Here is a 21,841-nt window from a genome sequence, read left to right on the forward strand (position 1 = left end):
CTAAGCTATCGCGTGCCTTCACATCGATGGCCTTGCGCATATCGTCAGTCCTCTCAGACTGCGTGCTTTGAGGGGTCGATCGGCGCGCGTCGCCTGTGAACGGGATATCCGCTGTGCGCATCTTCTGGCAGAGCTTCGTCGACCGGGCTACGAGCGCGCCCTACATGGCGCGGCTTGCGACCTATCTGAACGAGATCGCGGCACCCGGCACCAGCATCCACGTCGAGGGCATCACGCCTGCCGATCGCGACTTCGGCCGCCTCAGCGAATTCCGTTGCGCGATCCAGGCGGTCGACAACGGACTCGCAGCGCAGGAAAACGGCTTCGACGCCTACGTCATGGGCCACTTCCAGGATCCGGGATTGTACGAACTGCGTTCGGCGCTGACGATCCCGGTGGTCGGCGCCGGCGAAGCCACGCTGCTCGCGGCCTCGCAGCTTGGCCGTCGGCTCGGCCTTGTCACGCTCGATTCAGCTTTCGAAGTTTGGCATTATGAGCAGGCCGATCGTTACGGGCTTTCCGGCCGCGTGGTGCATGTCACCGGCATGGGCTGTCGTCCGGAAGATTTCAGCGCCGCGTTTTCGGGCGATGCGGCGGCGAAGGCACGCATGCTGAGCGACTTCGCAGCCTGCGCGCAGCCGCTGGTCGATCGCGGCGCCGATGTCATCATTCCGGCCGGCGTGCTGCCCGGTCTCCTGATTGCGAGCGAGCGTGGCTTCAAGATCGGCTATGCGCCCGTGGTGAACTGCGCAGCGGTCGCGCTGAAGAGCGCCGAGATGTGGGTGCAGTTGCAGCGTCTCAATGGCACCGAGCCGAGCCGCGGGCCGAGTTTTGCGCTGGCCAATGACCGTGCCCGCCGGGATTTCCGCACCACTGTGGCGCGCACGCCCGACAAACCGAATGGCGCTTGAGGACAAGACATGCTGCAGCCCGACAAGATCTTGTATGAAGCCGAGGTGACGGCGACCGGCGGGCGCGACGGCAAGGCGGCGAGCGTCGACGTCAAATTGACGGTACTCTGAACGGCTCACAGGAATCCGGCGGTCCGATGCAGAGCTCCATCCGAACACCTTACGATCGGGTCGTGATGGCAGTTCCAGTGACGATCCCATACGTGCGCTACTCGATCGAGAGCGCGCAGTGGTGGATCGGCCGCGCGCTGAAGGCGCTGGTCGATGGCGCCGGAATCACGCCGCGCGACATCGACGGCTTCTGTGTTTCGAGTTTCACGGCGGGGCTGGACAGCGGGATCGGGCTCACCCAGCATTTCGGCCTCTGCGTGCGATGGATCGACACCATTCCGCTCGGGGGCGCGAGCGCAATAGCCGCGCTGCGCCGCGCGGCGCGGGCGGTGCAGGCGGGCGACGCCCGCATCGTGGCCTGCGTGGCTGGAGATACCAACCACGTCGATTCCTTCCGCTACACACTGGAAAACTTCTCGCGCTTCAACCAGGATGCCGTCTATCCCTATGGCGCCGGTGGCGCCAATGCGAGCTTTGCACTGATCGCGCGCAACTACATGCGAACGTTCGGCGCCAAGCGCGAGGATTTTGGCAAGATCGCCGTCGCCCAGCGCAGCAATGCGCTCCGCAACCCCAACGCTTTGATGAAAGCGCCGCTGACCATCGAGCAATACATGTCGGCGCGGCCGATCGCCGATCCGATCCATTTGTTCGACTGCGTGATGCCGTGCGCGGGCGCGGAGGCCTTCCTGGTGATGGGCGAAGATGTCGCCGCGTCCCTGAACCTGCCCGCCGCCAAAATTCTCGCCACGATCGAGCGCCACAATGCGTTCGGCGACGACCCCGTTCAGGTGCGCGGCGGATGGGCCGTTGATGTCGATGAACTCTACGCAATGGCAGGCGTCAAGCCTGACGATCTCGACTTTGTCGAGACCTACGACGATTATCCGGTGATCTCGATGATGCAGTTCGAGGACCTCGGCTTCTGCCGGAAGGGGGAGGGACCGGACTTCGTTCGGCAGCACGATCTCACGATCGACGGCAGCTTCCCGCACAACACGTCCGGCGGTCAGCTCTCGGTCGGACAGGCCGGCGCGGGCGGCGCCTATCTCGGCGTGGTCGAGGCGCTGCGCCAGGTTCTCGGGCAGGCCGGTCCGACGCAGGTTAGGGATGCACGCGTCGGGTTGGCTTCGGGTTTTGGAATGATCAACTATGATCGCGGCCTCGCTTCGGGTGCCGCGATCCTTGCGGGGCCAGGCGCATGATCGAGCCGATCGTCAAACCGCGCCGGAAAAACCCTTTGCAGCGGACGCGGCTGCCGACGTCGCCGCCACGCGCACGCAGCCGCGCCTCGCACGGCTTTACGCGGGCCGCCGCCGAGGGCCGCTTCATGCTGCAGCGCTGCGGCGCCTGCGGAACGTTCTGTTATCCGGCGCGCGATGCATGCCCTGCATGCCTTTCCGCCGATCTCGCCTTCACGGACGCGTCGCGGCGAGGGACGCTTTTGTCCGAAACGACGCTGCATGTCCCGGCGGACGTGCATTTCCGCGAGCGCGCGCCATGGCGCATCGGCCTGGTTGCGATGGAGTGCGGGCCAACCCTCGTGACGCACCTGCACGCCGATTGCGAAGAGGGCGGGCCGGTCGTGATGTCGTTCCAACTGGACAAGAGCGGGCAGGCCGTGGCCTTCGCGCACCCCGAACGTGAGACCCCCAACATGACGGACGACAGGCAGTGGCGTGAGATGACCGCCGATCCAAAATTCCGGCGCGTTCTGGTGACCAACGGGCGCAGCATCGTCGGTCAGGAAGCGGTGGCTGCGCTGAAGACAGCCGGCGCGTCGATCGTGTTCGTCGGCGTCGCCGAGCCGTGGAAGCCGTTCCGCGGCGAGGAGGCGTTGCGCGCTATGGAGGGCGTCGAGATCGTGCCGCTCGATATCGGCGACGAGAAGTCGGTCGCAGATCTGGCGGCCGATATTGGCGGCAAGGTCGATATTCTCGTCAACACCACCGAGCACGTCCGTGCCGGCGGGCTGCTCGATCGTCAAGGCACCAGCGTCGTGCGCGACGAGATCGACCAGAGCTATCTCGGATTCGTGCATCTGGCGCAGGCGTTCGGACCGGCGATGCGGATGCGCGGCTCGGATGGCGTCAACAGCGCTGCGGCCTGGGTCAATATCCTGTCGGTCTATGCGCTGGCAAACTGGCCGGTGTTTGGCGCCTACTCTGCGTCGCAGGCCGCCTGTCTGTCGCTGTCGCACTGCCTGCGGGCGGAGCTTCGGCCCGGCGGCGTCAAGGTGGTGAACGTGTTCACGGGTCCGCTCGATATCGAGTGGTTCCAGACAGTGCCGCCACCGAAGGTCGCGCCCCGCGCGGTCGCGACCGCGATCGTGTCGGCGCTCAAGCGCGGGCTTGAAGATGTGTTCGTGGGCGATGTCGCCGAAGACGTTCGCCAGCGCCTGGCCGCCAACCCCAAGGCGGTCGAGCGAGAGCTGGGGGCGTAGGCGGCTTGTGAGGACGGGAGAAGCGCAATGGGAAGCAACAGTCTCATGCAGTTTGCCGGCGCGGTTGCATCCGGCGCGGTGCGTGTCGTCGATCTGACTTTCACCCTCAGTCCCGATTTTCCGGTCATCGTGCTGCCGCCGGAATTTGGTCAGGCCGCGCCGGTCCGCATCCAGCAGATTTCGCGCTACGACGCGAATGGTCCTGCGTGGTACTGGAACAATCTCAGCTTCGGCGAGCACACCGGCACGCATTTCGATGCGCCAGTTCACTGGTTCACCGGCAAGGATCTGCCGAACAACGCAGTCGACACGCTGCCGGTGCGCGACATGATCGCGCCGGCCTGCGTGATCGATTGCTCGGCGCAGGCCGCAAAGGATGCGGATTTCCTTTTGACGATACCGGTCGTGGAAGCCTGGGAAAAAAGCCACGGGCGGATTCCGGAGCGGCACTGGGTGCTGCTGCGCACCGACTGGTCGAAGAAAGGCTGGCGCGACTACGCCAATCTGAAGGACGACGGCGCCCACACGCCCGGACCGAACGCCGCCGTGATGCGCTGGCTCGTCGAGGAGCGCGGCGTCATCGGCTTTGGCACCGAGACGATCGGGACGGATGCCGGCCAGGCCGGGCATCTCGATCCGCCCTATCCGGCGCATCATTTCCTTCACGGCGGCGGGCGTTACGGCCTGCAGTGCCTGTGCAATCTCGATCAGCTTCCGCCAACCGGCGCGGTGATCGTGGCTGCGCCGCTCAAAATCCAGAATGGCTCCGGCAGTCCGTTGCGCGTGCTTGCGTTGGTACCTGGGCAGGGCTGAACCTTTTCGTCGACATCGAGTGACATCATGAACAAGAAAAAGACTTTGTTGATCGGCGCTGCGCTCTTGCTCGCCGCCGTGGCACCGGCGCATGCCGAAATCCTCGTCGGTTTTGTTACCGGCCTGAGCGGACCGGTGTCCTCGATCGGCGTGCCGAACGCCAAGGGATTGGCCGCGGGCCAGGCCTATGTCGGCGAGATCGATGGTGAAAAAGTTCGCGTCATCCAGCTCGATGACGGCTCGGATCCGGCCGCGTCGACGCGCAACGCGCGTAAGCTGGTCGAGCAGGAAAAGGTTGATTTCCTGATCGGCACGTCAGGCGCGCCGCAGACGCTGGCGATGGCGACCGCCGCGATCGAGATGAAAGTGCCGATGATAGCGGTCTCGCCGATCGCGCCAGTGTCGGCCGGAGAGGGCGGGCCGTGGGTGGTGCAAACCCCTCAGCCGACGCCGCTGCTCGTCCAGGGCATCGTCGATCACATGAAGAGCCGCAACGTGAAGAGCGTGGCCTTCATCGGCTTCTCCGACGCCTTTGGCGACCTGATGTATAATTCGCTGCTGCAAAGCGCCGAGAAGGCCGACATCAAGGTGATCGCCAACGAACGCTATGCGCGCTCCGACAACTCGGTCACTGCGCAGGTGCTGCGTGCGGTTTCCCTGCGTCCCGACGCGATCATGCTGGGCGGCACTGGAACGCCCGGCGCGCTGCCCGTGATCGCGCTATCCGAGCGCGGTTACAAGGGGCCGCTCTACGGCAATCACGGCATGATCAGCGCGGATTTTCTGCGGCTTGCCGGCAAATCGGCCGAGGGCATCATCTGCCCGACCGGGCCGGTCACGGCAGGCGAACAGCTTCCCGAGAGCAATCCTATCCGCAAGGTCGCGCTCGCATTCCGCGCGGCCTATGAGAAGGCCAATGGCGAGGCGCCGGCCGATGCTTTTTCGCCCTATGCCTTCGATGGCTGGCTGGTGTTCATGGATGCCGCCAAACGTGCCAAGGCGACCGGCGCGACGCCCGGAACGCCGGCGTTCCGTAACGCGTTACGCGAAGCCCTGTTCACGACCAAGGATGTCGTCGGTGCGCACGGCATCTATACCTATACGCCGGCCGACCGCCACGGCGTCGATAGCCGCGCGCGGATACTGGTCCAGATCGAAAACGGGAAATACAAGCTGCTGCCGTAGTTGCCGGGCCGGCACCCGCGGCTCAGGCGTGTCGTAGCTTCGCCTTCAGCGCGCGCGTGTCGATCGCGCGATTGGCGCTGACGGCGGCAGCCGCCAACGTCTTGATCTCGCCCCGGGCGAGCTTGCGCGTTGACGACAGCGGCAACTCGTCGACGATGGCGACGTAGCCGGGCACCTTGTGATAGGCAAGGCGCTCGGCGCAGGTTTTGACGATCGAAGCCGCCAGCGCGGCTGCATCGTCGATCTCCGCGTTTGGTACGATGAAAGCAAAAACCTCTTCGCCGCGGATGTCGTCAGGAACGGGCGTCACCGCGCAGCCGCCGATGCGCGTGTCCATGTAAAGCGCGCTTTCGACCTCGAGCACGCCGATGTTCTCGCCGCTGCGCCGCACGATGGTCTTCTTGCGATCGAAGAAATACAGAAGCCCGTCCTCGTCGGCGAAAACCAGATCGCCGGTGTGGAACCAGCCGTCCTGCCACGCCGCTTCGGTGGCTTCCTCGTCTTTCAGGTATCCGCTGAAGAAGCCAGCCCGGGCATCGTCGCCCTTTGCGCGGACCAGCAATTCGCCAGGCTTTCCAGGCGCGACATCGGAACCCTGATCGTCAACGAGGCGGTACGTCATATCTGATGATGGCCGGCCGACGCAGCGCGCGCCAAACCCCGCGGGCTCACGGGCGGTGGTCGTCGCCGCCGCACCCCCGGTCTCGGTCATGGCCCAGGCCTCGACGATCGGGATGCGGTAGCGCTCCTCGAAGGTGGCGCGGTGGCGGACATCGACGCCGGGCGCGAAGGCGAAGCGCACGCGATGCTGCCGTTCCACTTCAGTTACAGGCAATTGCAGCAGGATGGCCGGGATGACGCCCAGACAATGCACGACGGTGGCGCCGCTATCGGCCACGCACTGCCACCAGCGAGTGGCGTGGAAGCGGTCGAGCGGCACCACAGCGCCGCCGAGCACCATCATGCCGACGGCGCTGCAGCCGAGCGCGTTCATGTGAAACATCGGCAACGGCGTCAGGTTGATCTCGCGGTCCGGCCTTAGCTCTGCCACGCCGCCTTGCGCGAGGTACCAGTCGGCGACCTGCAGAAAATAGCGGTTCGAGAGCATGCAGCCCTTTGGCTTGCCGGTGCTGCCTGAGGTGAACAGCAGCGCGCATTCATCATTGTACTCGGGACTTTGCGCGCTGACGTTCGTCTGGCACGGTGGAATGCGGCTATCGGTATCGATCAGGCGGGCGCGGCCGAGCACCGCATCTTTAGTCACATGGATGCGATCGAGCGTCGCCACGAGCAGGTCGGCCTCCGACAGCTCAAGCTGGAAGGACAGTTCATCGGAGCGGACGTCGGGGTTGATCGGAACGATCGAAACCCCGAGCGCATTGAGCGCGAGCCAATGGAGAAAGAAGACCGGACGATTTTCGAGCAGCAAGGCGACCCGCGCCCCGCGTCCGTAGCCGGCGGTCGCGTATTCGGCACGCAGACGCTCGACCTCGGACCTAAAGGCGCCGTATTCGATCTTGAAACCTTCCGGTGCGTAGGGCAGTTGCGCACTCGCAGGCGCCAGCAGGAATGGTGCGTCCGGCCGCCTTGCAGCCGTGGCGGCGAAAGCATCGGATGGCGATCGATACGGAATGTTGAGACTCATTGCGAGCGTCGCTCCCATTCATGTCCTGCCGCGGGACGCAGGTAGGCGGAAGTCCGCATGCAGCGCTTGCTGCAGCGGTCTTCGTCGAATACTTTAAGCCTAAACTATATTGCTGGCCAATAGCGATCTATCGCAGACCAGCCCGGCGAAGCTTGGAAGTGGTCTTGGAAGTGGCCTTGGAGTTGGGCCTTGGAGGTGCGTATGCAGGCAGGTGATAGTGGCGCGGCCGGGCAGCGGCGGGGTGGGTCGATCTGGCCGCAGGCGGCTGAGCGTTTTCCGCCGGCGGATCGAATTCTCTCGACCATTTTGACACGGCAAGCCGCGCGGTACCGTGACCGCACCCTGTTTGTCTTTGGCGAAACACGATGGAGCTATGCTGAAACGGCTGCAATCGCCGCTGCGTCGGCCGCGCGCCTGATGCGGGCCGGAATTCGCGCCGGCGACCGCGTCGCGCTGATGTGCTCGAATCGACCGGAATTCCTGGAAATCTATCTCGGCTGCGCCTGGATGGGCGCCGTCACGGTGCCGATCAACACCGCGCTGCGCGGTATCCAGCTCAGCCACATCCTGCGCAACTCCACGCCGAATCTGCTGGTGATCGAGTCGTGCTTCATGCCCGCCATCGACACGCTGGAAAGCGACGTCGCGCCGCCGGATACTGTCTGGACAATCGACGAAGGTGTCGCATCTCCACTCGCGTCGGGATCGATCTCGCCGCTGCCGGCGCTCGGCGAAGGAGCGTCGCCCGCGCCAGTGCAGCCAAGCGACACGGTCGCGATCCTCTACACGTCGGGCACCACAGGTCCTTCCAAGGGCGTTTGCTGCCCGCAGGCGCAGATGTTCTGGTGGGGCGTCTATTCGGCGCGTGCGCTCGACATTCGCGAAGGCGACGTCCTGTTCACGACGCTGCCGCTGTTCCACACCAACGCGCTGAACGCGTTCTATCAAGCGCTCCTCAACGGCTGCACCTACGTGCTCGAGCCGAAATTCTCCGCCTCCGGTTTCTGGGCCGCGGCGCGGCGACATCAGGCAACGGTCGGTTATCTCCTTGGCGCGATGGCCGTGATGTTGCTGGCACAGCCCTCGTCAGCGAACGACACCGCGCATTTCGTGCGTGTAGCGCTCGGTGGCGGCGTGCCCGGCCAATTTCACGGTCCGTTCCTCGAGCGTTTTGGCGTGCCGCTGCTCGACGGTTACGGTTCGACCGAGACGAATTTCGTGTTCGCGGGCACGATCCCATCCGATCGCCCCGGCACCATGGGCTATCTCGTCGAAGGCGTGGAGGCTTGTATCGTCAGCTCCGAGGACGAACCCCTGCCTGACGGTGAAGCCGGCGAGCTGTTGTTACGCGCGCGCGAACCGCTCGCGTTTGCGACGGGATATTTCGCAATGCCCGACAAGACGGCCGAAGCCTGGCGGAATCGGTGGTTTCACACCGGCGACCGGGTCGTGCGCGATGCGGAAGGCCACTATCGCTTCGTCGACCGAATGAAAGATTCGATCCGCCGGCGCGGCGAGAATGTTTCGTCCTGGGAGGTGGAGCAGGTGTTGCTGAAGCATCCGGCGATCGCTGCCTGCGCGATCTATCCGCTGCCGTCCGAGCTCGGCGAGGACGAGGTTGCGGCGGCGGTCCAGCTCGAATCCGGCCAGACGCTTGATCCTGTCGAGATCATCAGTCATTGCGAGGGCAAGATGGCCTATTTCGCGATTCCGCGCTTTGTCCGGATCGTCACCGAGATGCCGTTGACCGAGAACGGCAAGATACGCAAGGTCGCGCTGCGCGAGGCTGGGAAGACTCCGGACACCTGGGACCGCGATGCCGCCGGATACAAATTGCGTCGTTAAAATCAGGCGCGGCCTTGGTGTGTCGCTTGCTTCACGGCGTTCTTCAGATCGGTTGTCCCGAAGGAGCTCCCAATGCGCGTATTGGCTTGCACGATTTGCGCAAGGCGTCAGGAAACCGCCCCGGCAGCGCGGCGTTTACTCAAGGTGGCATCGGCTTGCGTCGCAGACGTGACGCCCGATTTTGCCCAAGCCAACGCTTGCATCTATAATCCGGCGAAACCACCATTCCGTGAGGTCATGTGACTGCCCCCAATCCTGCTGCCGGCAAACCGGTCGATTCCGCCTCCCTCGTCAACGTACCGCGGTTGATAACGGCCTATTTTGCGTCGAAGCCGGATCCGTCCGATCCCACCCAGCGCGTTGCGTTCGGCACCTCGGGCCATCGCGGGACGTCGTTGAAGAACTCGTTCAATGAAAATCATATCCTGGCAACGACGCAGGCGATCTGCGATCACCGCCGCGAGACGGGACTGACCGGTCCGCTGTTCATCGGCATCGATACCCATGCGCTGGCCGAGCCGGCGCTGGCGAGCGCGGTAGAGGTGTTTGCCGCCAACGGCGTCAACATCATGATTGACGGCCGCGGCGGCTATACGCCGACGCCCGTCATCTCGCATGCAATCCTGAGTTACAACAAGGGGCGAACGAGCGGACTTGCCGATGGCGTTGTCATCTCGCCGTCGCACAATCCGCCAGAGGATGGCGGGTACAAATATAACCCGCCGCATGGCGGCCCGGCCGATACCGACGTAACGGCCAAGGTTGAGAGGGCTGCCAATACCTACATCGAAGCCGACATGAAGGGCGTTGCGCGGATGCCGTATGAGCGTGCCCGCAAGGCGCCATCGACGCATCTGCACGACTACATCCGTCCCTATGTCGCGGATCTCGGCAATGCCGTAGACATGGCGCTGATCAAATCATCCGGCGTGAGAATCGGGATCGATCCGCTGGGCGGCGCCGCCGTTCACTACTGGCAGCCGCTGATCGAGCACTACGGAATCAACGCAACTGTCGTGAACGACGCCGTCGACCCGACGTTTCGCTTCATGACGGCGGACTGGGATGGAAAGATCCGGATGGATTGTTCCTCGCCGTTCGCGATGGCAAGCCTGATCCAGATGCGCGACAAGTTCGACGTCGCCTTCGCCAACGACACCGATGCCGATCGGCACGGCATCGTGACCCGCACCGGCGGGCTGATGAATCCGAACCATTTTCTCGCGGCGGCGATCGCGTATCTGTTCGCGCATCGGCCGCAATGGGGCAGCGAGGCCGCGATCGGCAAGACCATCGTCTCCAGTTCGATCATCGACCGTGTCGCGAAAAAGCTGAACCGCAAGCTGGTCGAAACCCCGGTCGGTTTCAAATGGTTCGTCGATGGCCTTGGCACCGGCGGCTTCGGATTCGCGGGCGAGGAAAGCGCCGGCGCATCGTTCCTCAAGCGCGATGGCTCGGTCTGGACGACCGACAAGGACGGCATGGTGATGGGGCTGCTCGCCGCCGAAATGCTCGGTCGCACCGGCCGCGATCCGAGCCAGCAGTTTGCCGCCCTGACCGCCGAGCTCGGCGTCTCCTTCTATGAGCGGATCGACGTGCCGGCGACGCCCAAACAGAAGAGCGCGCTAAAGGCACTCGGGCCGGAGCAGCTCAACATGCACCAGCTTGCCGGTGAACCGGTCAGCGCGATTCGGACCCGGGCGCCGGGTAACGATCAATCGTTCGGTGGCATCAAGGTGGAGTCCGAGGCGGGATGGTTCGCCGCGCGGCCATCGGGCACCGAAGACGTCTACAAGATCTATGCCGAGAGTTTTCGGGACCAGAATCACCTGAAGACGATTCAGCAGGATGCCCAGCGGGCCATAGCAAAGGCTTTCTGACTGCCACGCCGCGAGGCGGTTGGAAGATGTGTAACGGGTAAATGCCAGACCGCCGCCGAACGGCGGCAGAGTATTGCACATTGCGCCTGGCTACCCAGAGCTGCACCAGTTCGGCACAGCCTGGAACCTGGCAACGGAATTTCAGGTCACCGTTGCGCTTGCGATCACGCTGAAATCACGAGAGCCCACGCAGTGTTAAGCTCGGGAGTTAGCTGCCAGAAAGCCGTATCGAACGGGCGGCCTGTGAGCTATCGCGAGGTACCGGGGGATGAAATGAGTGCGGAATCGGTTGTCTACTATCTGAATCGCGTGCCGGAGAGCGATCCGAACGACCAAACCGAATGGCTTGTAACGGCGTTGGGGCAGTATACCGGCGCGGAATTGCGGGAACTGCTCTATGTCGCGGAAGAACCTGGCTTCTTTGAATTAATGCGCGGGCTGTTTGCGCTCCCGGATGAGAGCCGTGCCGCCCTGCAACATTTCCTTGAAACCGGTCACCCGCCGGCCATGAAGGCGGCGATCGACCCGAAAGGCCGGTTGACCATCGAGCATGTCACCGAGGAGAAGCGGATAAAATTGCTTCCCAGGATCGCAAATTAGCACCTGCGTCTCCCTGAGGTTGTGCTAGAATCTCCCAACGTGAATAGTTGGGGAGCCTGCCGATGGCGACGAGGAAGTCAGGCCCGCTCGATGCGATGGTGGGCGTCAGGATTCGCCTGTTTCGCGTCAACCGTGGCATCAGCCAAGCCGCATCGGCGTCACTTTTCAACAGGTGCAAAAATACGAGCGGGGCGCCACCCGGGTTGGTGCCAGCCGGTTGGCGCAAATCGCTTCCGTGCTCGACGTTTCGGTCGGTGAGTTGTTCGAATCTTCCCGGCCCGGATCTCCCGGCTTGAATTCACCGGTTCATTTGCTCGCCGAGCCGGGCGCCTTGCGCGTTCTCAAGGCCTATGCACCAATGCCCCCACGCGTGCGGCGTTGCGTCGCCAAGCTGGTTGAAAGCATCGGCGATCGAACGGCGGGGGCGAAGGCCACGGTTGCGCGGCTGAATACTGTCGATCGCGGCGATCGACGGAGGTTTCCCTCGCGAGGATAGTCTTTCGTAGAAGACATGCGGCAACCTCGTGAAGCCCCGTTTCTGCCGCTGGAGCGTTTTCCAGCGAAAGCCTGCCCCGGACTTGATCCGGGGTGGATACCGGTTCACGTTAAGAAAACGCGTCAAAACAAGAGTCGAGAGCCCGGTTCTGATTAAATCAGAACCGAAAGGCTCTAGTCCGCTCGCGGCTTCAGCCGGTCGCGCGAATCGCAAACCGCTCCGGCGGCCTGCTGCCGGGAATGAACTCGCCGATCCAGTCACGGCGCGTTGCTTCGATATGCCAGGACATCGCCTCAGCCGAATAGGGTGCCGGATCGGGAATGTCCTTGCGGATCTCCTTGCCGTCGAGCCAGCCGCAGCTATGCGAATAGCGCGTCTTGCAGACGAGATGGACATCGCCGTGATCCTGCAGCAGCACGTATCCGTCGGCCGGAAAAAACGTGCCGGCAAGCTCGATCGCAGCAGGCAACTGGCGCACCAGCAGGAATGTGCTGGTGGATTGCGTCTCCGATTCGGAAACCAGCAAGCCGACCAGGCTGTGGATTGGCGCGATCGCCTGCGGTGCAACCAATGCGAGAGGCTCCGTGATCGGGCCGGCTGTCGCAATCGAAAGATATTCACCCTCCGGTCCCCAACGGCAGGCGATCAGCCACTCGCGGCTGCGGCTGCGAATCAAGGTCGGCTTGGCGTAATCCGATCGAGCAATATCTGCTGCCATGGCTATGACGAAGGCTTTCGCGAGCATAAGTTCCTCCAGGGCGAGGGCGGACTGGCCTCACGTCCGGAGTCTGCACGTCAAGTCGTGAGGTCACCGTGAGCGGTACCGAAAATTCGATGCAGAAATTGTTCGCGCGCGCTGCATCGTTGCTTCTTGGCAACGATGTGGATGCGGCCGGCGATCACGATGCCAGACTCATCCTTCAGGCGCTGGATTATGCCGAAGAATCCAGCAACGGGATTGATTCGCAGCTCGCGAATCGCGCTTATTTGCTGATCGCTGCTTCCCGATTTGCGCGCGTGTTCGAACTGGCCTCGCCCGATGCGCCAGGCCTGATCAGCTTTGGCGCACAATTCGATCCAGCGCTTGCCGATCCCTTGCATGAGGAAAGCCCGATAGTCGGTGTTTCCGGCGTCGGCCTGACGTTGCGGGAAGCGTTTCAGGGCTGCATCGGCGAGGGCATCGAGTACCTCTCTCAATTGCAGACCGGAACCGACCTGTTGCTCAAACCCGGCGTCGACGATTGGGCCGGAAAGCTCGGGCCGAAGGCGCTGGAGTTGGTCGCTGCCCTTTCGGAACGCCGCATGCAACCGGAGCGAGCGCTTTCCTGGTGTCGCGCAACACGACTGACCGACGGCGGCGAGGTGTTGCTTCCGGCGGACATCTGCCTGCGGCGGCCGCCAGCGCAACGCGAGTTTGCGCCGCCGTTCCCGCTGAGCATCGGATCGGCCGCCGGTCCGTCACGAGACGCCGCAGCGCTGCATGGCCTCTTGGAATTGATCGAGCGCGATGCTGCCAGCCTGTGGTGGCGAGGCGGTCAGTTGCCGCGATCAATTCCGCCGCAGCATGAAGCGGGCATCGCAGCGGAGGGCTTGTTGCGGCAGCTTCGGGATGGCGCACCGGTGCTGCGCCGGACATGGCTGCTCGATATTACGACGGATATCGGCGTGCCCTGCGTCGCGGCGGTTTCCTGCCGGGCGGACGGTTCCGGTTTCGCCTTCGGCCTCGCCGCGCGGCCGTCCCTCGAGGCCGCAGTTCGCTCGGCGATTCTCGAAATGTGCCAGCTCGAACTGGCCGACATCGTCGTCGCAACCAAACGCAGGGAACGCGGCGATGACGCGCTCAACGCACAGGATCGCATCCACCTGCAGCGCGCAGCGATCAACGCCGACGAGTGCAGATTGCTGCAGCCGGTCGCAGAGTGCGCGGCCCACCTGTCCCTTGCCGCAACTGAAGCGAGCGTCATATTTGGATTGATCGTACAGCGTTTGGAAAAGCTCGGAATCGAAACATTCTACCTCGAACTCACGCGCCAGCGTTTCGCCATTCCAGTGGTCCGCGTGATCGCCCCGGGCCTGCAACTCGAGCCATCCGAAATCGTCACGGCCAGGCTGCAGGATGCGATGGCGGGGAGTGGAGGCGGCGCAACCTATACCGGGGGTGTCCCTTTGATATAGAGTGGCGGGAATTAACCAACCGGTTCCGGAAACTGTTTCATGCCGGCCAGTGCCAACGCCATGACATCAGACAATGGCGCGGCGGCGCCCGAAAGCGCTCCGCGTCTGTCGGTATCGCTGGTCGGCCGGCTCGGCGTGCGGTTCAACGGCCGCCCGATCGAACTGCGAACCCGCAAGGCCGGGGCGGTCCTTAGTTATCTTGCGCTATTGGAGACCAAGCAGGAGAGCCGCGAGCGGCTGGTCGGCCTGCTGTGGAGCCGTTCGGACGAGGAAAAGGCGCGTGCCTCGCTGCGGCAGGTCGTGCGCGAACTGCGGGCGATGTTCGAGGAGGCCGGCTACGACGGCTTTGTCGCGGAGCGGCTCCTGATCGGCCTCGACGTTGGACGAATCGAAGTCGATATCGAAAGCGTGATTCAACTCGCCGAAGGCGGGCGCGTTCACCCACTGCTGCTCGATACCCCGCAGCTCGACGGGCGCTTGCTCGAAGGAATGGACGATCTCGACCCGTCGTTCCGGGTCTGGGTGCTGGCGAAGCGGCAGACCATCCATGAACGGCTGATGCGCAATCTCGACGAGGGCTTGACCTCCGCAAGCGTAGCCGCCGAGTCCAAAAAGAGGATTGCGGCCGCGATCGTCAATCTCGATCCGACCCATGAATACGCCTGCCGCTATCTGATGCGGGCGCATGCGGAAGAAGGCGATATTGCCGGCGCGCTGCGCATCTACAAGGCGCTGTGGGACCTGCTCGATCGCGACTACGCTATGGAGCCGTCGTCGGCTACCGAAGAACTCGTCGCGAACATCAAGCTCGGCATTCTGGAGCGCGCGCCGGCCGATCGGGCCGCATCGGCAGCGAATGATGAATTCGCTGTCAGGATGGTCAGAGGGACCGCCGCCCAGCCGGTAGTCCCGATGGCGCCACCGGTCAATGCACCTGCCAAGACGCGCCTGGTGCTGCGGCCCTTTGCGATGCACGGTGTCGACGAGGACCACAGCCATCTGGTGCAGGGGTTCTCCCAGCATCTCGCTGCCTGTCTCGTGCGCTTCCGGGAATGGAGCGTCGTCGATCGTCCTCCGGCGGCCCTCGTGCTTCCGGCGGGTACGTCTCCGCAATACTGTATCGAGACCACCGCCTATCAGGCGGGTGCCGAAATCAACATCGTGATGGTGCTTCGGGACGATACCACCGGGATTTACGTCTGGAGCGAAAGCTTCCGACTCGGCCTCGGCAACTGGTTCGAAACACAGCAGCGCATCATCCGCCGGATCGCCACCTCGCTGAACGTGCAGCTCTCGACCGAACGGTTGATGCGGTTGGCCGGTGAGCCCGACGTATCGCTCGACCTGCATGACCGTTGGCTGCGCGGACAGAACCTCATGTCGAAGTTCGATCCCGAAAGCTGGCGGCGGGCAGTCGCCATTTTTCGCGATGCCATCCGCGACAATCCGAGCTTCTCGCCCTGCTACAGCAGCCTCGTGCAGATGAACAACATCGAGCATCTGGTGCATCCCGGGATCTTTCGCGATCTCGAAAAGGCCAAGGCCACTGTTGAACTGGCGAAGACCGCCGTTCAACTGGACCCGGTCGATTCCAGGGCGCATCTGTGCTGCGGCTGGTCCTATGTGATGGCGCTTCGGGAAGCCGAAGCTGCGCCGCACATGGCGCTTGCCTGCGAGCTCAATGACAATGACCCATGGACGTTGCTGTCGAGCGCTCACTATGAGGTCTTCTGCGGATCAATCGAGCAGGCCCGGCTCAGGGCCGATCAAGCGCTGACGCTCTCACCTGCGCCTTCCTATCTTGAATGGGCCTATCATTGCACTATTCGTTTTCTGTGCGGCGACTACGCAGGCGCCGTCGAGGCCTGCGATCGCGCCAATAGCGTCGGGCGGACATTACCCGCATGGCGGACCGCTGCGCTGTTCTATCTAGGGGAGTTGGGGAAGGCGCGCGAAGAAGCCCAGCGCTTCGTGAATGGATTACGTTCATTTTGGATCGGTACATCGACCCCGACCGACGAGGCTGTCGTGCGGTGGGTCATGCAGGCTCACCCGATTAGCGTGCGAGAGCGACAGGAAACCCTTCGTCGAGGCTTGCTCGGCGCAGGGCTTCCTGTCGGGGATATCGGCCAGCTCTGACTAGGCGCAGAAGCTGATCGTGTAGTCGCCGATACGCTCGGCATGCACCTTGAATTTGTCGGCTTCCGGAATCACCGGATCCATCCCGTTGAACAGCCGCTTGTAGAACGGCGGAAGCGGGTAGGTTGCGCCTGGCTTGCTGAGCTTCTCTTCGGAATCCGCGATCGCCACGGCGGGCGGCAAGCGCACCACGATTGTGTCCATCTGCTGCTCAACGAACTTCACCTTCGTATAGCGATCCGGCACCGTCATGAACACCTGCGCCTTGGCGAGTTGCTCCTTGAACTCCTCGACGGTGGTCGGGATCGGGTATTCGTTATCGTCGTCAAGATAGTTCTTGCCCGTCGACCAGGTCTTTACGAGGTTGCCCCAGCGCTCATGGTTGGTCACTTGCATTCTTTCGAGGGCCATAGTTTCTACTCCTCCGGGTTGCGCGAGACGGACAATTCCGCTCACAAAAATGCAGGCACGGCCTGCTGCAGTTCAGCAATTTCGGTAGTCAACTCCACCAACTGCGCCATGTTTGAGATCTCTGGAATGTCCTGAAGTACGTTCGTCAGGTAAAATTCGCGGGAAACGAGATCCAGTTGATCGGCGAGCGCGCCGCCTCCGCCGGCCGATTGCGGGACGCTCGCGAGCGCCCCGAATATCACTTCCGATACGATGATCGAACCGAGCAGCCCGAGTTGCAGGCCCTCCGTCTGCTGCATCGCCTCGAACAGGATGAAAAACGGCAGCGGCGGATCGTTCGAAAGGGTTTCAATGTCCTCGTCCGTCAGCGCGCCGTAGGCCGGTGTCGAAACGAGCCATTCGCGAAGCTGATTGACACGATAAGCGCGGTCGGCAAGCAGGCGCGACGTGGCGATGAACTGCGGCCGCCTGCCGCCGATCTCGGCAATCAGTGCATCTACCGACCACATGCCAGCGAGGCCAGCGCCGAGCAGGTCGCGATAGAGCAGGCCGACCCGTTCCGTCTCGTCGAACGCCGGAAAGATCTGGTCGTTGCCGAGCCCATCGCTGAGATGTGGTCCGATGCGGCGGCTCAAATTTGGCGTCGAGCCGTTGATCTCGAAAAAGCGCGACCATTGCACCATCCAGGTCTCGTCGAGCGGCATGTTTGCCGGGTCGTTTACCGAGCTCTTTTCAAGCGTATTGTTGAGATCATGGAGCGACAGGTCGTTGATCTGGTATTCGGGTCGCACCATGGCGTGACCGAAGCGGAATGCGCCGTGCGAAAACTCGAACGGAATTTCCCAATCTCCGATCGCAAGACCTTCGCCTGATGCGAGACGGTCGATGAAGTGTGCGGCAGGCCCGCAGTAGCTCGCGTAGATCGCCGGATGAATCACCCGTCGCATCAGGTCGTTGCGGATGATATTGTGATAGATGGCCGTCAATGCGCCGCGGGCGCACAGGAAGCGCTTGTAGGCGGCGCCGAACTGGCCGTTTGGCCCCGCTTCGCCTTCGCGGCGGCGAATGATATCGACGAGCCCGTTGTGCAGCAGCGCAAACAACGCGGTGAGCTGGGACATCACGGCGTGATCGTCATTGCGCGGATCGGCGACTAGCGCTTCAGTGAGTGCAACGCGGACACCCTTGATACTGCGATCAATGCCCGTCACGTTCTCGGCGGGGGTCCGTGCGATATCGCGAAATGGGCAGCCGGTCGCCGACTGCTTTTCCTTCCAGCGCATTCGCCCGAGCCGCAGCTTGGTGCGACGGTCGTCATTCGGCGCGTCGAGTGCATAGATGTGCGGAGATCCGACCGGGCCGCTGCCGTACAGCGTCTCCAGCCGAAGCGGGGTGCGGCGGGCGTTGGTCGTCCCTCGGCCGAGCCCTCCCGCAACCGAAAGCGGAATCGCCGAGTGAACCAGATCATGCGCAATGAACTGCAGCAGATAGGTATAGCCCGAGGGGATGCAGGGATTTTCCCAATATTCCAGTGATCGAACCTGATGTGACGGCCATTTTATGGCAGCATCCATTCGCCGCGACAGGCGATGCATCAATCCGCGAAGCTTTGCATGGTGTGACGGCGACTCGAGCGGATCGATACCGAAGGCGCGGAAGCGCTGCGACGGAGCGGGCGTGCCGAAGAAATGACGAAAGCCGGGAGTCGTTGCCGACGAAATAGGGGCGCGCGTATCGAGTTCTGAAGTTCGGAACGAGGATGCGTCGGCGACCTTCTGCACAGCCATCAGAACTGCTCTCGCTTGATCAATGCGGCGAGATTGGAAAGAAAGTCGTGAAATAATCGTGAGTTAAATCGTTAGAACCTGTGGACATATGTGGACATCTTTTGGTCATTCTGCGGGCCGCTCACGCCTGTTTCACGATTGGTGACGCGGCGGCATGACCAGTGGCGGCTGGCATAGAAGCGCGTGTGAAGCTGATTGAGGCAGCACCCTTGGCGCGCCATTTCGGCCAATGCTCGCGGTGATAATTGTCGTATCAGGAGCGGTGTGCGCTGCCGCGATCGATACCTGCATCAAGGCACGCAAGTGAAGGCAAACCCGGCGTGATGTTTGCGAAACATTGCCTTGGACCGGCATTCCGGATAGCCATGGCATATACTTCCCGCTTGAGGCGCTTTCCTTCCATGGCTGACTTCCACGGCGTCTTTCCCTATCTCGTGTCACCGATCGATGCTTCCGGCGAAATTCGCACCGAGGTGCTGGGCCGATTGTGCGACGACCTCATCAAGGCGGGCGTGCACGGGCTGACGCCGCTGGGATCGACCGGCGAGTTCGCCTATCTCAACCAGGCGCAGCGTGCCAGCCTCGTGCAGACCACGATCGAAGCCGCTGATGGCCGCGTGCCGGTGATCGCTGGCGTCGCCTCGACATCGACGGCAGATGCGGTGGCGCAGGCGAAGGCGTATCAGAAGCTCGGCGCCGACGGCATTCTCGCGATCATGGAGGCTTACTTCCCGGTCGCCGACGCGCAGGTCGAATCCTATTTCCGCGCCATCGCCGACGCGGTCGACATTCCCGTCGTGATCTACACCAATCCGCAATTCCAGCGCTCCGACCTCACGCTCGACGTGATTGCGCGGCTCGCGACCCATCCGCGCATCGGCCACATCAAGGACGCCTCCACCAATACCGGCCGGCTACTGTCGATCATGAACCGCTGTGGCGAGGCGATCCGCGTGTTCTCCGCATCCGCCCATATCCCCGCGGCGGTGATGCTGATCGGTGGGGTGGGCTGGATGGCCGGTCCTGCCTGCATCATCCCGCGGCAGAGCGTCGAGCTCTACAAACTCTGCAAGGCGGCGCGCTGGGATGAGGCGATGGCGCTTCAGCGCAAACTGTGGCGCATCAACGAGGCTTTTGCGCGGTTCAACCTCGCCGCCTGCATCAAGGCCGGACTCGACATCCAGGGTTACGCGGTCGGCGATCCCATCCCGCCGCAGGTGGCGCTGACGGCCGAGCAGCGCAAGGTGGTCGAGGCGGCGCTGCGCGACCTCGGATAAGCGCAGCAGCTTGCGAGCATGGCTAGATCGCCCGCAGCGCCTCCTTCGGCGTTTCGCGCATCAGCGCTTCGAGGTCGCTCTGCTCCAGGGTTTCCTTCTCCAGAAGTTTTTTCGCCGCGCGATCCAGGATCGCACGGCGCGCCTTCAGGATGCCCTGCGCGCGGTCGAACACCCGATCGACGATCGCGCGAACCTCCTCGTCGACTGCCGCAGCGGTTTCGTCGGCATAATCGCGCTCGCGCGTGGGGAAGGGCCGATCGGCGCCGGCCAGGAAACTGCCGGGATCGCGCTCGTAAGCGACGCCGCCGAGTTTTTCGGACATGCCGTAGCGCGTCACCATGCTGCGGGCGATGTCGGTGACGCGGCGAAGATCGTCGGCGGCACCGGTGGACAGGTGGCTGAACACGATCAACTCCGCCGCCCGGCCGCCGAGCAGCACCGCCATCTTGTTTTCCAGTTCCTCCTTGGTCATCAGGAAGCGATCCTCGATCGGGCGCTGGATGGTATAGCCGAGCGCGCCGACGCCTCGCGGGATGATCGACACCTTGTGCACGGAATCGACGCCCGGCAGCGACAGCGCGATCAAGGCGTGCCCCATCTCGTGATAGGCAACGATCTCGCGCTCCTTCGGATTGAGCAGCCGGTTTCGTTTCTCCAGCCCCGCGACCATGCGCTCGACTGCGTTGTTGAAATCGGTCATTGCGACGGCAGTGGCGCCGCGCCGTGTCGCCAGCAGCGCGGCTTCGTTGACCAGATTGGCAAGGTCGGCGCCGGTGAAACCGGGCGTCAGTGCAGCGACCGCCTCGGCATCAACGCCGGAGTCGAGCTGCACCTTCTTCATATGAACTTTGAGAATTTCGGTGCGGCCCTTCTTGTCGGGGCGGTCGACCAGCACCTGGCGGTCGAAGCGACCGGCGCGCAGAAGCGCCGGATCCAGGATTTCCGGCCGGTTGGTGGCGGCGAGGATGACGAGGCCGGAACGCGAGTCGAAGCCGTCGAGTTCGACGAGAAGCTGATTGAGCGTTTGCTCCTTCTCGTCGTGGCCACCCGCAAACGGCCCGATGCCGCGAGCGCGGCCAAGCGCATCGAGTTCGTCGATGAAGATGATGGCAGGCGCTTTCTGATGTGCCTGCTGAAACAGGTCGCGCACCCGCGCCGCGCCGACGCCGACGAACATCTCGACGAATTCCGAACCTGAAATCGAGAAGAACGGCACCTTGGCCTCGCCGGCCACCGCCTTGGCCAGCAGCGTCTTGCCGGTGCCGGGCGGACCGACCAGCAGCACGCCCTTGGGCATGCGCCCTCCGAGCCGTCCGTAGTCGGTCGGATTTTTCAGGAAGTCGACGACCTCGCGCAGTTCGTCCTTGGCTTCGTCGACACCGGCGACATCGGAAAAATTCACGCCGGTATTGGACTCGACATAGATCTTGGCCTTGCTCTTGCCGATCGCCATCAGCCCGCCGCCAAGGCCGCCGCCTTCTGCAGCGCGTCTGGCGATGTACCACCACAGACCGAAGAACAGGAGCACCGGCATGACCCAAGACAGCAGGTCACGCAGGAAAGTGCTCTCGATCTGGCCGGTGAATTTTACGTTGTATTTCTCGAGCTCTTGTGCGGTCTCCTGATCGACACGCGTGGTGACGAACTGCTTTTGTCCGCCGGACAGCGGCTCCTTCAAGGTGCCCTGCACGGTGCGGTCGGAGATGCCGACGGTCGCGACCTTTCCCTGCTTCAGCAATTGCTGATATTCGCTGTAGGGAATGATGGCGATCTGGCTCGCCGTGGAAACGAAATATTGGATGATGAAGACGGCAAAGATCGCGGCGATCGCATATCCGATATTGAAACGCGTCTTGTTATTCATCTCGCAACTCCGGACGCCCTGTCGCAGGAAGCCGCATCGGGACCTTTGCCTGATGGCCATGCCAGGCGCCCGATCAGGACCGGCGGCGCAATGACGGACTGCGACTTTAGAACAATTAGAATGGCAGGATTTGGTTTCAAGGCCGCGCCGCTTGCGCGACAAGCCGTCATGCATAAATCACGTCAACCGGCCCGATTTTGCCGTATGATTAAGTCTCTGAAAGTTCAGAAACTTTAGTCCGGCCAGGACGTTTGGTGGG

Annotated in this window: 17 protein-coding genes; 12 read left to right on the forward strand and 5 right to left on the reverse strand. The window is 63.0% G+C overall.

The annotated features are described in order from the left end of the window. Window positions 1–113: 113 nt before the first annotated feature. The 5 genes from V1278_RS08390 (at window position 114) to V1278_RS08410 (ending at window position 5,463) form a co-directional block, all read left to right on the forward strand. Window positions 114–911, forward strand: coding sequence for an aspartate/glutamate racemase family protein (locus tag V1278_RS08390; protein WP_334380277.1), 798 nt, complete (start codon window positions 114–116; stop codon window positions 909–911). A 137-nt stretch (window positions 912–1,048) separates the two neighbouring features. Then, window positions 1,049–2,227 (forward strand): thiolase family protein, encoded by a 1,179-nt coding sequence (locus V1278_RS08395; RefSeq protein WP_334380278.1) that lies wholly within the window; start codon window positions 1,049–1,051, stop codon window positions 2,225–2,227. Further along, window positions 2,224–3,465, forward strand: a complete 1,242-nt coding sequence (locus V1278_RS08400; RefSeq protein ID WP_334380279.1) for an SDR family NAD(P)-dependent oxidoreductase — start codon at window positions 2,224–2,226, stop codon at window positions 3,463–3,465. The genes V1278_RS08395 and V1278_RS08400 overlap by 4 nt, the downstream gene beginning before the upstream one ends. 27 nt (window positions 3,466–3,492) lie before the next feature. Continuing rightward, window positions 3,493–4,278, forward strand: coding sequence for a cyclase family protein (locus V1278_RS08405; RefSeq protein WP_334364843.1), 786 nt, complete (start codon window positions 3,493–3,495; stop codon window positions 4,276–4,278). A gap of 27 nt (window positions 4,279–4,305) precedes the next feature. Then, window positions 4,306–5,463 (forward strand): ABC transporter substrate-binding protein, encoded by a 1,158-nt coding sequence (locus V1278_RS08410; protein WP_334380281.1) that lies wholly within the window; start codon window positions 4,306–4,308, stop codon window positions 5,461–5,463. Between the two features lie 22 nt (window positions 5,464–5,485). Here V1278_RS08410 and V1278_RS08415 read toward each other — a convergent pair whose 3' ends face one another. Next, a complete protein-coding gene (locus tag V1278_RS08415) occupies window positions 5,486–7,108 on the reverse strand; it encodes an AMP-binding protein (RefSeq protein ID WP_334380282.1) in 1,623 nt (540 codons plus the stop codon). A gap of 201 nt (window positions 7,109–7,309) precedes the next feature. Here V1278_RS08415 and V1278_RS08420 point away from each other — a divergent pair, with 201 nt between their 5' ends. From V1278_RS08420 to V1278_RS36845, 4 genes are all read left to right on the forward strand, one after another. Further along, a complete protein-coding gene (locus V1278_RS08420) occupies window positions 7,310–8,953 on the forward strand; it encodes an ATP-dependent acyl-CoA ligase (RefSeq protein WP_334380283.1) in 1,644 nt (547 codons plus the stop codon). Between the two features lie 239 nt (window positions 8,954–9,192). After that, complete coding sequence (pgm, locus tag V1278_RS08425; protein ID WP_334380284.1) at window positions 9,193–10,833, forward strand: phosphoglucomutase (alpha-D-glucose-1,6-bisphosphate-dependent); 1,641 nt, start codon at window positions 9,193–9,195, stop codon at window positions 10,831–10,833. A 243-nt stretch (window positions 10,834–11,076) separates the two neighbouring features. After that, on the forward strand, window positions 11,077–11,433 hold the full coding sequence (locus V1278_RS08430; protein WP_334364837.1) for a hypothetical protein: 357 nt from the start codon (window positions 11,077–11,079) through the stop codon (window positions 11,431–11,433). A 172-nt stretch (window positions 11,434–11,605) separates the two neighbouring features. Then, on the forward strand, window positions 11,606–11,929 hold the full coding sequence (locus tag V1278_RS36845; RefSeq protein WP_442893675.1) for a helix-turn-helix domain-containing protein: 324 nt from the start codon (window positions 11,606–11,608) through the stop codon (window positions 11,927–11,929). Window positions 11,930–12,119: 190 nt separating this feature from the next. Here V1278_RS36845 and V1278_RS08435 read toward each other — a convergent pair whose 3' ends face one another. Then, the gene (locus V1278_RS08435; protein ID WP_334364835.1) at window positions 12,120–12,674 is read right to left on the reverse strand and encodes a hypothetical protein; all 555 of its coding nucleotides are present in this window, start codon (window positions 12,672–12,674) and stop codon (window positions 12,120–12,122) included. A gap of 68 nt (window positions 12,675–12,742) precedes the next feature. Between V1278_RS08435 and V1278_RS08440 the strand changes: the two genes are divergently transcribed. Together V1278_RS08440 and V1278_RS08445 are read left to right on the forward strand one after the other, a co-directional pair. After that, window positions 12,743–14,104, forward strand: a complete 1,362-nt coding sequence (locus V1278_RS08440) for a YcaO-like family protein (RefSeq protein WP_334380285.1) — start codon at window positions 12,743–12,745, stop codon at window positions 14,102–14,104. 39 nt (window positions 14,105–14,143) lie between these two features. Continuing rightward, window positions 14,144–16,243: a BTAD domain-containing putative transcriptional regulator gene (locus V1278_RS08445; protein WP_334380286.1), complete on the forward strand. Its 2,100-nt coding sequence runs from the start codon at window positions 14,144–14,146 to the stop codon at window positions 16,241–16,243. On the opposite strand, the gene V1278_RS08450 is transcribed toward V1278_RS08445, so the two are convergent. After that, window positions 16,244–16,654: a hypothetical protein gene (locus tag V1278_RS08450; protein ID WP_171583683.1), complete on the reverse strand. Its 411-nt coding sequence runs from the start codon at window positions 16,652–16,654 to the stop codon at window positions 16,244–16,246. A gap of 41 nt (window positions 16,655–16,695) precedes the next feature. Then, window positions 16,696–18,441 carry a hypothetical protein gene (locus V1278_RS08455; protein ID WP_334380287.1) on the reverse strand — a complete coding sequence of 582 codons (1,746 nt, stop codon included), beginning with the start codon at window positions 18,439–18,441 and terminating at the stop codon, window positions 16,696–16,698. Window positions 18,442–18,842: 401 nt separating this feature from the next. Between V1278_RS08455 and V1278_RS08460 the strand changes: the two genes are divergently transcribed. After that, window positions 18,843–19,718, forward strand: coding sequence for a dihydrodipicolinate synthase family protein (locus V1278_RS08460; RefSeq protein WP_334380288.1), 876 nt, complete (start codon window positions 18,843–18,845; stop codon window positions 19,716–19,718). 22 nt (window positions 19,719–19,740) lie between these two features. On the opposite strand, the gene ftsH is transcribed toward V1278_RS08460, so the two are convergent. Further along, on the reverse strand, window positions 19,741–21,582 hold the full coding sequence (ftsH, locus tag V1278_RS08465; RefSeq protein ID WP_334380289.1) for an ATP-dependent zinc metalloprotease FtsH: 1,842 nt from the start codon (window positions 21,580–21,582) through the stop codon (window positions 19,741–19,743). Window positions 21,583–21,841 lie beyond the last annotated feature (259 nt).

This window comes from Bradyrhizobium sp. AZCC 1577, assembly GCF_036924575.1.
GTDB lineage: Bacteria > Pseudomonadota > Alphaproteobacteria > Rhizobiales > Xanthobacteraceae > Bradyrhizobium.